The organism is Wolbachia endosymbiont of Drosophila tsacasi (genome assembly GCF_028982115.1).
Lineage (GTDB): Bacteria > Pseudomonadota > Alphaproteobacteria > Rickettsiales > Anaplasmataceae > Wolbachia > Wolbachia pipientis_B.
On record NZ_JAPQLJ010000052.1, the window covers coordinates 75,459 to 85,514 of the forward strand.

Below are 10,056 nucleotides of genomic sequence, written 5' to 3' on the forward strand. Positions count from 1 at the left end.
TTATTTCCATCCTTTATTTAAAATATCTAAAAAGTTATTGTTTGGTGAAAGTACAAATTTAGTATTATTTTCGGCAAATGATTTACTGTAAGCGCTCATGGAGCGATAAAAGTTAAAAAACTCTTCATCAACCTTAAATGCCTCATTATAAATTCTAGTTGCTTCAGCATAACCACGGCCCCTTATTTCATATGATTCTTTTACTGCACTGGAGATAATTTCCCTTTTTAATTTATCAGCTTTTGATCTAACTTCCTGCCCAGCTTGCTCTCCTTCTGCTCTAATTTCTTTTGCTTCTTTTTCCCTTTCAGTTTGCATACGGCGAAATATTGCAGAACTATTTTCTTCTGGTAAATCTGCTCTCTTAATTCTTACGTCTATTATTTCTATGCCAAATTTTTCAGCTTCAGAATAAACTCCACGCTGAATCAATTGCATAACCTCTGATCTTTTTTCGTTCAACAAACTAATCAACGAAAATCTGCCTATATTTTCTCTTATGTGTGCTTCTATAACCGGATACAATCTTCTAACCAGCCCTGATTCATTTCTCACAGCCTGGTAAAAAGTAACAGGATTTGTTATTTTATATTTTGCATACGCATCTACTATAATACGTTTTTGATCCGCTGTTATCACTTCCCTTGGGATCTTATCAGGACTTAAATCTAAAACTCTTTTATCAAGAAACTCTACACTATTTATGAATGGTAACTTAAAATATAAGCCACTTTCCCTAACATCTCTTACAACTTTACCGAGTTGTATAACTATCGCTTGCTTTGTTTCTTGCACAACAAATATTGAATTAAATAAAACAATCAATAAAACAACAAATACAGAAACAAAAACAATTTTAATATTACTACTCATGGTTATTTCCCTAAATTTGTAAGAGGTAAATAAGAAAACATACCTTTCAGATCATCAGTTACAACAACTTTGTCTACCTTACTGAAAATATTTTCCATAGTTTCAAGATAAATACGATTCTTAACGAGAGAAGGATTCTGTCTATATTCCTCATAAAGAGATAAAAAGCGATTTGCATTACCTTTTGCTTCATTTATTACTTCATTCTCATATGCCTCTGCATCTAATTTTATCTTTATCGCTTCACCCTTTGCTCGAGGTATAATATCGTTATTATAAGCATATGCTTCGTTTATAGTACGCTCTTTGTCTGCACGAGCACTTTGTACATCTCTAAACGAACTGATTACTTTTTCTGGTGGATCAATTTTTTTCATTTGAACAGATAAAATCTCTATGCCCATTTGGTATCCATCAAGAATCTGCTGCAATAGAATTCTAGTATCTCTAGAAATTTCTGGTCTGCCTTGACCAAGTGCAAAAGAGATCGTGTTTTTACCTATTATTTCTCTCATGGCACTTTCAGCAGCATTTTTAACACTGAAACCTGGTTTGTAATCCCGCACTTTGAATAAATAGTCCTTAGCATCTCTAACGCGCCACTGAACCTCGAAGTTAACGTTGACTATATTTTCATCTCCAGTTAGCATCACACCTTCACCGCGATCTGTATCTCGCCCATAAGAATTACTTACCCCAATTTCTTCACGATTTACTTCCTTAACATTCACTTTAAAAACCTTGCCAATAGGGTAGGGGAAGTGATAACGCAAACCAGGTGTTTCTGTATTAGAATATTTACCAAAGGTAAGTTCTATACTTTCCTCACTAGGATGGACAATATAAAAGCCAGTGCAAGCATAGAGTAGCAAAATAATGAAAATGATAAAATAAGGTTTTTTGTCCCTATTCCTGGTTAAGCCAGTAAAAAAACACCTTATATCAGACGTAGCTTTACTTAAAATATCTTCATTATTGGGAGTTTTGCTTCCTACTGGTTTCTTCCCCAAATTCCAAGGATTATTATCATCAAACATAATGGTTGATTCTATAATTAATACGCTAATATTACTTATCTTATAAAAAAATGCAAAACTATTTTATTTACAAATTAATTATCGGAACGAAGGACATTATCATACACTTCCTTTTCTCTATGTAGTATGGTCGACTCTATAGAATTTTCTGGCTTTTTTTTGAATTCTTTGTTGTCACTCTTTAAGTGCACTACGTCTTCGTGAAAATGGGAATTATACCTAAATAGTAAAGCTATTATTATTAAAGTTATAACAGCCAAAAAGATGAGTGCCCTTTTTATGCACCTCATAAATACTCCGGCTTCTTGACCTAATTTTCCACACTATCAAAAAACACGTCAAGCAGAATTATTCAAAGACAAATGAACATTAACAGCCAAATTAACACTAACTTAAGAATCTAGGATGTACAATATAATATATTTAATTAATAGTGAGGTTTAAAATGTTATCTAATAACGAAACAAATTCAAATATTGTTGAAATACAACAACTTCAACAAAATAATACTACACTTTCTTCAGAAGATTTATTGAAGCATATGCAATCATTGGAGAAAAGGATAAAGTCATTAGAAATAACAAACAGAGTAATCCTTGGTTTGTTTATAGGTACGTTAGCAGCAGTGGGAGCTGGTTTTGCTATTGCAGCTGCCCCGATAATCGTCGGCAGTATAATAGGTGGAATACTTGCAACTGCAGCACTTGCGGCACTTAGTGTAACTGCATATAAATACAGGGCAGAAATGGGAAGAGGCTTCAAATCTGCTGTGGAAAAAACAGTTGATGGGGCGAAGCATATTGGAGGAAAAATTAAAGATGGTGCTGTGTATGCTAAGGACTCAGTAAAAGAAGGTTATGAACATTCAGTAGATTCACTGAAGAGAGGCACTCATCTTGTAAATAAAAGAGCAAAGGAAAAGGTGAGTAATGTATTGACTGCAACAGCGGATAAGTTATATCGTGCGGCTGGTAATGAAAATTACTCAGACAGGATAGATAATAAGCTTATTCCTGATTCACGATAAAAGAAGAAAGTTCAAGGAATAAAAGAGGATTTTAGGGCAATTTTTGCTAACGGAGAAGATAATTCTACGTTAATAAAAAGCATACTTTCTGGAATATCATCAAAAATAGCAGGAGAGACCTACCTTGATTTTAGAGATTACTTACCAAATCAGGAGGTAGATAGATGGAAAGAACAGAAGAGGTTTGTTGATAACTTAGATGCAAGTAGTTTGCATGACTTAATCACAAAAAGAATGTTAGACAAAAGCAAGTACTTTAGAGACAGCATTTTCTCTGAACATTACGATGAAATTAAGGAAGTTATTGTGAAATGTAAAGAAGATCATATTCTCAAAGGATCACTTAAAATGCGTAATAACATGTTTGAAGAAGGTAGTGCTAGACCTAGCAGATCTTTTTCATTACCATCATTCTCTTTACTGGGGAGAAACAACTCTGAACAATCTAACAGCTTGCTAAGAAGCAGTTCACTTGACTCTGTAAGAACTGAAAGTACTGTTAGCAGTGAAGCGGAATTGTTAAATCCTGCGAAGCATAAAGAAGTAAAAGCACCTTCTTCATTTAGAGAAAAAATGCCATCATGGCTTGGGGGTAAGAAAGCACCAGAAGAAACTACTAACGTTAAATATCAAGTTCTTTCTGAACCAGGCAGGTTGTCTAGACAAGTAGGGGAAAGCACTTTTTACGTTGCTCCACCAAAGCCACCAAGAAGCAATTCACCAAATTCTATAGGAACTGTGAGTACTGATGCTGTCTCTAGTTCAGGTTCTCAGGAATTTGCGACAGTCCGTAGAAGCAGTTCATCTAGTAGCTTAACTCCTAAGCTTACTCCATTTGCTTCACCAAAGGTACCTAGAAGCCCTTCTACTGATAGTGGAATGGGTTCTGGTCTTCTACACCAAGAGGACAAAGTCTTTCGATAGAAGAATTGAACAGAGGGCTTGATGAGGCTATGAAAGAACTAGATCTTGCAGTATCACAACTGCCTTCTACGAAAGTAGATGAAGTTAAGCCAGAATCTACGCAGGTGAAAACAGTAGGATAAACAAAACCACTCACTTTCTCCAAAGGATGTTATTCAACGAGTAACATCCTTTTTTTGTTTTTAAACTATAGAAAAATCCTATAGCTAAAGTGACTTAGATTTACCGATAATTTGAAAAACAAAAATTCGTCATCCCGCTGCTTGTTAGCGGGATCTAGAGATACCGCGAATAAATCGCGGTATGACGTAGGAAAACCTTTCTTGGGTTAGCTATAGATCCCAGTTTTACGCGCTGGAATGACAGGGGAAGGAAGCACTGGAATGACAGAAGAGAGTGCTGGAATAACAGAAAAATCTCATCTATTTTCTCTTGATGAATAAACCTGAGTGGAATATAGTAGCAATGCATTTATGTAGATTCTAATGAATAATTTAGTTTTCAACTTTAAATGAGGCTAAAACTATTTCTGAAGAATTGTTAAACGAGAAATTAATTGTATGTGTAAATATATTTCCCGAAGTGAATTCTCTGTATTTATGGGAAGGTAAAATTAGTAATAGTTGTGAAGTAGTGGCAATTATGAAGAGCAGGAATGATCAAGTTGATAAAATTGTAGAAAAAATCGAAGCAATGCATTCTTATGATCAGCCAGCTATTGCTGTGATGCTGATAGAAAAAGCAAATAAATCTTTTACTAATTGGGCTAATAGTGTTATTGATGTAAGTAGTATTGGGGTGTAGCCAAGTGGTAAGGCAGCGGTTTTTGATACCGCCACGCGAAGGTTCGAATCCTTCCACCCCAGCCATATTGAAGTGGGTGTGAAATGATATCACTTTTCTATAAATTAAGATTATTGAATTATATATTAGGTAGTCTAAAAGATATAATTGTGAAACTGTTTCTCTTCATAATGTATCTTTACACATCCAGCATTATGCTCATGTTTCTCAGCAATGGTTTTTGGTATGCTGTAGAATTTGGCTTTTTCAAAAATGCGTTTTACCATTTATTTCAATATTGCAAGTGGTATTATGAAAATAGGGAAGACCTCGGTTACGGAATTTCTATTCGAATATTAGTAGCATTCCTTACTCCGCATTTTCTCTATAAGTTGTTCCTTAGCACAGGTTGGAAGTCTTTTTTAAAGGAAAAGATAGTGCAGATACTCAAGTTCATAATAACAAGAAGAAAAAAGGGTAATGAATCCAGTAACAGTAGTAAACCAAGTGGCAGTAGTTATAGTGATAAGAAGAATTACAGCAATAACAGTGAGCATCACGCTCAAGATGCAAAGCGGAAAGTAAACATGATAAAGGAACTATTAATCAAAGATATAGAGGAAACTATAGATAGGAGATTGCATGATATTTTTTTCGGTAAAAGGAGTAACCCTCATTAAAAAGGCTTTATCTAGTAAGGCTTTTTAAAATTGGCTGTATTTTGTTTTTTACGTATACCGGATCACAGTTAGCCAATATACATGTGTGCACAAAATCTTGACTAAAGTCTGACAACCAAGAAATCGCCTTACGTTTTTCTACCAAGCTTTCTGTTTTTTTGCAGTGACTTGCTGCATCAGTCATTGCCTGCGCTATTACTGATTTTCACAGCAAATAATACCTTTGTATATCATCTGACGTACTATTTGTTTCATAGTGGTTAAAAAATTCTTTAAAATTGAAGTTGTTTGACATAATGATACCTCTTTGGATTGAAATTTGAAATGATTTGAGTTTATGTTGCCACAGCAGATCCCGTTAACAAGTAGCGGAATGACAAGTTACTATATCACCGCGAACCGTCATACCGCCGCGGCGCATAAGTGTTGAAAGTGCTATAAGTGGCATTATATAAGGTGGTTAACGGCATAAATTTCAATGGTAAATTAAAAAAGCGTCTTTTTGCCTGTGGTTAGAAGGTTTAAGCGAATTTTCGACGTGGTTTATCTGCTTTCCCAACAATGAAGGTTGATATCAAGAGGAGATTTACATACCATTAATCACCTTGTGTGATTGCACTTTCAACACTTATGGGCTTTAGCGTTTGTACCACCTGGGCAAAAGCGGATAATAAATTCTATTTACTTGATGTATATCGCGCAAAGCTTGAGTATCCAAAGCTTAAAGAGCAAGTTTTGTCTTTAGCAGCAAGATGGACACCACACGCAATTTTAATCGAAGCAAAAACAAGTGGTCAGCAATTGGTGCAAGAGCTAAAAGCAAACAGTGATTTACCCATTATCGAAATAGTACCACATGATGACAAACTCACTCGATTCTACCGGATTGTTCCGATTATAGGGTCTGGTAAAGTTTTTCTGTCGCACCAAGCAGTATGGTTCAGCAATTTTGAGTATGAGATTTTAATGTTTCCAGAAATCCGCCACGACGACCAAGTGGATAGTACCGTGCAATATCTGCAGTGGGTGAGAAAGACTAACACCAACGCCTTCAGAATCAGGGATTTGACCCCCGATTCTGTTTGAGGTAGTTATGGTGAAGTAAGGGAAACCAATCCCAGCATCACGCGCTGGGATTATAAAGGTCAAATAAAGGGAATTCTTACTTATTATAGCTATAACACTGAAGTTTACAATCAGAACAAACCACTTGGCCACGTGGAACTGACTTCAGCTTGTCCGTTGAAACTTGATTTGAGCAGAATATACATTTTATTGTGTTGCTTGGAGTAAGTGAGTTATCAACAGTAATTCTATCATCAAAAACAAAACACTCACCTTCCCAATTACCATTTTTATTATAAGTTTTTTCAAGGTAAGAAAGAATGCCACCTTTCAGATGGTACACATCGTTAAATCCAAGATTTTTCATGTACGCTGTTGATTTTTCACATCTAATCCCACCAGTACAGTACATAGCTACTTTCAGGTCTTTACTCTCAGAGAAAGACTTTGCCCACTCAGGAAAATCTCGAAAATGCTGAGTATGTGGATTGATTGCATTTTTAAACTTGCCTAATTTCACTTCATACTCATTTCGTGTATCTATTACTAAAACGTCAGGTTGAGAAGTAAAATCATCCCAATGCTCTGGATCAACATATTTACCCTTAAGGGAAATATCAAGATTGCCTACACCAAGATTCACAATCTCTCTTTTTAATTTTACCTTCATCTTGCTAAAAGGTTGATATTCTGCTGCACTCTCTTTCCATGTAAGGTCCCTTAGCCTATAATCAGAGCATAGAAAATCGAATATTTTATCAATCGTGTTTCTTTCACCAGATACGGTTGCATTAATACCCTCTTCTGCAAGGAGTATAGTACCCTTTAATTCAATGTTATCGCATGCGGTTTTTATTTCGTTTTTCATGTCATAATAATTAGAGAGTTCTACAAAGTGATAGAAAGTTGCAATGACGAAGCTCATGATTATTCACTTATCAACTAAAAACATGATATACAAAATTATAAAGATATTCAATAGTACGGCTGTTATAGCTAAAGTGGCTTGGGTTTACCTACAATTTGAAAAACAACAAATTCGTCATTCCGCTACTCGTTAGCGGAATCTATGCTGAGATACCGCGAATGAATCGCGGTATGACGTAGGGAAACCTTTCTTGGGTTAGCTATAATTACTGGATATCTTCAGTTTTTACATATAACATTTTAATACCAAATATAGATCCAAATTAATGTTTTTGAGAGTATTTAAAAATATATTCTTATTTTTAGTAAGTATATTATTCGTCTGTCCTGTATTATCGTTAATATCGATTCTATTTACAGAATCAGCAAATTCTGGATGGGTAATCAGTACACTTTTCCCTGAATATATACTGAGTACGCTAATTTTGATGATAGGAGTGGGGGGGATATCCTTCATATTTGGAGTGATTCCAGCATGGCTCACCACATTTTTTTCATTTCCTGGAAGTAAAATTTTTGAGATTGCTTTGTTCTTTCCGATATCGATCCCTGGATATATAGTAGCGTTCGTCTATGTAAATACACTAGAATTTTCAGGTCCGGTGCAGAGCTCATTAAGAGACATTTTAGAGTGGAGCAAAGGTGACTATTGGTTTCCTGAAATAAAATCCCTAGGTGGTGGAATATTAGTAATGGGATTTAGTTTGTATCCATACGTTTATATGTTAGTCCGCTCAAGTTTAAAGAATGTTAGTAACTCAGTCACTATTGCATCAACACTTGGGTTTTCCTCATTGAAGAGCCTGTTTTCTGTCATCATACCTTCCATACGTCCATCAATTATAGCTGGGTTGTCCTTGGTACTAATGGAGGTAATTACGGATTTCGGCACACCACAGTTTCTTGCTATCGATACTTTTACGACAGGAATATATCGCACCTGGTTTTTACTGCATGATAAGTATTCAACTACTGTTTTAGCAGTTGCAGAATTGATTTTCGTTGCAACACTAATAGCTCTCGAAAAGAAACTACAAAAAAAAGGAATATCTTACTCTTCAATCAACACTAATGCAGATTATCACAACAAATGGAGTGTAAGTGGTGCTATACCGTTAATTTGCACTTATGTTATGTGTGCATTACCAATATTGATAGGTTTTATTTTGCCAATGATTCCACTCATATATTGGAGCATAGAGAAGGGGTTTTTCATATATGAAGCAAGGTTCTATAATATAATAGCAAATAGTGTTGGCTTATCATTTATCACAGCATTAATCTCAATTAGCATTGCAATAATGATTGGATATACGGCACGTAAAAATAAGGTGATCAATAATGTAGCACGTCTCATTTCTTTAGGCTACGCAATTCCAAATGCAATTATTGCAATTAGTCTAATAATATTTTTAAGCAGAATATCTTCTTTCATTACTCAATATATTGTGGAAATTAGCTTGGTAGGAACTATTGGCGCATTAGTTTACTCATATTTATTTCGTTTTTTTGCTATATCTTTCAAGGCGGTAGAATCAGGGCTCAAAAAAATACCAAATGAAATTGAGTGGACTGCATATACCATGGGTCATGGAACTATTTCCACATGTTTGAATGTTCATATCCCTCTCATCAAGAAAAGTATATTATCGGGATTTTTGCTCGTATTTATGGATACTATCAAGGAACTCACAGCAACACTCATTATAAGACCATTTAATTTTGAAACTATATCAACTAGAATATATGAACTTGTAAGCGATGAGCGCTATAGAGAAGCTGCCCCATTTTCGTTGATAATAGTTATAATAGGCTTAATCTCTACAATAACCTTATTTACACTTGATGATAAGGATAAAAAATAAACGTAACCGTTCACAGATTTCCACTTAATTCTTCAATCTCACTAATAGAAAGGCCAGTAAACTTGACAATAGTGTCAATATCAACATTATTAGCCAGCATCGCTTTTGCAACTTCAATTTTCCCTTCAATTTTCCCTTCAATTTTTCCTTTCTCTATACCTTTTTGTATACCTTTCTCTTCAGCAAGATCAAGTCTGTATTCAAGAATGGCTTCTTCTTTGCATAGATCCATTATTCTTTCTTCGTAAGCTACTAAATCTTTTTCGTCCCAACGAAACTTGTCTAATTCATCATATGCTAGCTTTATTATTGGCGCTTTTTCTGCTATCTCTTTTAAGTCCTCTTCTGTTGTTTCTTCTGCGTATTTAAAAAAGAAACACCACCTTTCTACTATACTTTCTAACTGCTCTACTTTGCTTTTTGAAAATTTTGGTAATTCTATAAAGATAAATTGAAAATCTTTTAAGTAATGGCCGTTAGTTTTTATATCACGTATATTATGAGTAGAGATATAATCAATTTCTTCAGGAAGTAAGTTACAATTTGATATAGCAATAAAGAAGACTTTCTTTAAATCAATGTAGTTGCCAGATTTATCTAATTGTCTTGAGTAGGCTTTAGCGGCATATAATTGAGCGCGTTTTTCGAAGCCCTTGTCTCTAGCGAGCTGCATTTCTGCTATATATCTATTTCCGTGAGAATCCTTGCAGAGAACATCAACAATACTTTGTTTATCAGAGGCAACTTCGGGATCCATAATAGTGCTAAGAAACTCAACTTCTTGTATTGCATTTATCTCAGTAAACCCTAAAATATCGTTCAAAAAGTGGATCAGGATATTCTTATTTTTTTCCGTTCCAAAGATTTTTTTGAAA

7 protein-coding genes, 1 tRNA gene and 3 pseudogenes are annotated in these 10,056 nt (G+C 34.8%); 6 read left to right on the top strand and 5 right to left on the bottom strand.

Annotation, left to right across the window (positions count from 1 at the left end; translation table 11 throughout):
• From hflC to OZD70_RS05185, 3 genes are all read right to left on the bottom strand, one after another.
• On the bottom strand, window positions 1–873 hold the full coding sequence (gene hflC, locus OZD70_RS05175; protein ID WP_010962867.1) for a protease modulator HflC: 873 nt from the start codon (window positions 871–873) through the stop codon (window positions 1–3).
• A 2-nt stretch (window positions 874–875) separates the two neighbouring features.
• On the bottom strand, window positions 876–1,910 hold the full coding sequence (gene hflK / locus OZD70_RS05180) for an FtsH protease activity modulator HflK (RefSeq protein ID WP_275021319.1): 1,035 nt from the start codon (window positions 1,908–1,910) through the stop codon (window positions 876–878).
• Window positions 1,911–1,984: 74 nt separating this feature from the next.
• A complete protein-coding gene (locus OZD70_RS05185; RefSeq protein ID WP_275021321.1) occupies window positions 1,985–2,200 on the bottom strand; it encodes a hypothetical protein in 216 nt (71 codons plus the stop codon).
• A gap of 155 nt (window positions 2,201–2,355) precedes the next feature.
• Here OZD70_RS05185 and OZD70_RS06140 point away from each other — a divergent pair.
• The 5 genes and pseudogenes from OZD70_RS06140 to terL form a co-directional block, all read left to right on the top strand.
• Window positions 2,356–3,861 (top strand): annotated as a pseudogene (locus tag OZD70_RS06140) (actin-bundling T4SS effector WalE1 family protein).
• Window positions 3,862–4,359: 498 nt separating this feature from the next.
• A pseudogene (cutA, locus tag OZD70_RS05200) lies at window positions 4,360–4,665 on the top strand (divalent-cation tolerance protein CutA); the annotation flags it as partial.
• Window positions 4,656–4,730, top strand: a tRNA-Gln gene (locus tag OZD70_RS05205). The pseudogene cutA and the gene OZD70_RS05205, both read left to right, overlap by 10 nt.
• Window positions 4,731–4,748: 18 nt before the next feature.
• Window positions 4,749–5,324 carry a hypothetical protein gene (locus OZD70_RS05210; RefSeq protein ID WP_275021327.1) on the top strand — a complete coding sequence of 192 codons (576 nt, stop codon included), beginning with the start codon at window positions 4,749–4,751 and terminating at the stop codon, window positions 5,322–5,324.
• 612 nt (window positions 5,325–5,936) lie between these two features.
• A pseudogene (terL, locus tag OZD70_RS05215) lies at window positions 5,937–6,410 on the top strand (phage terminase large subunit); the annotation flags it as partial.
• A gap of 76 nt (window positions 6,411–6,486) precedes the next feature.
• Here terL and trhO read toward each other — a convergent pair.
• Entirely contained in the window at window positions 6,487–7,314 is an 828-nt protein-coding gene (gene trhO, locus OZD70_RS05220; RefSeq protein ID WP_275021331.1) for an oxygen-dependent tRNA uridine(34) hydroxylase TrhO, read from the bottom strand.
• A gap of 268 nt (window positions 7,315–7,582) precedes the next feature.
• Between trhO and OZD70_RS05225 the strand changes: the two genes are divergently transcribed.
• A complete protein-coding gene (locus OZD70_RS05225; RefSeq protein WP_275021332.1) occupies window positions 7,583–9,181 on the top strand; it encodes an ABC transporter permease in 1,599 nt (532 codons plus the stop codon).
• A 10-nt stretch (window positions 9,182–9,191) separates the two neighbouring features.
• Here OZD70_RS05225 and OZD70_RS05230 read toward each other — a convergent pair.
• A partial coding sequence (locus OZD70_RS05230; RefSeq protein ID WP_275020090.1) for an Rpn family recombination-promoting nuclease/putative transposase occupies window positions 9,192–10,056 on the bottom strand: 865 nt, incomplete at its 5' end.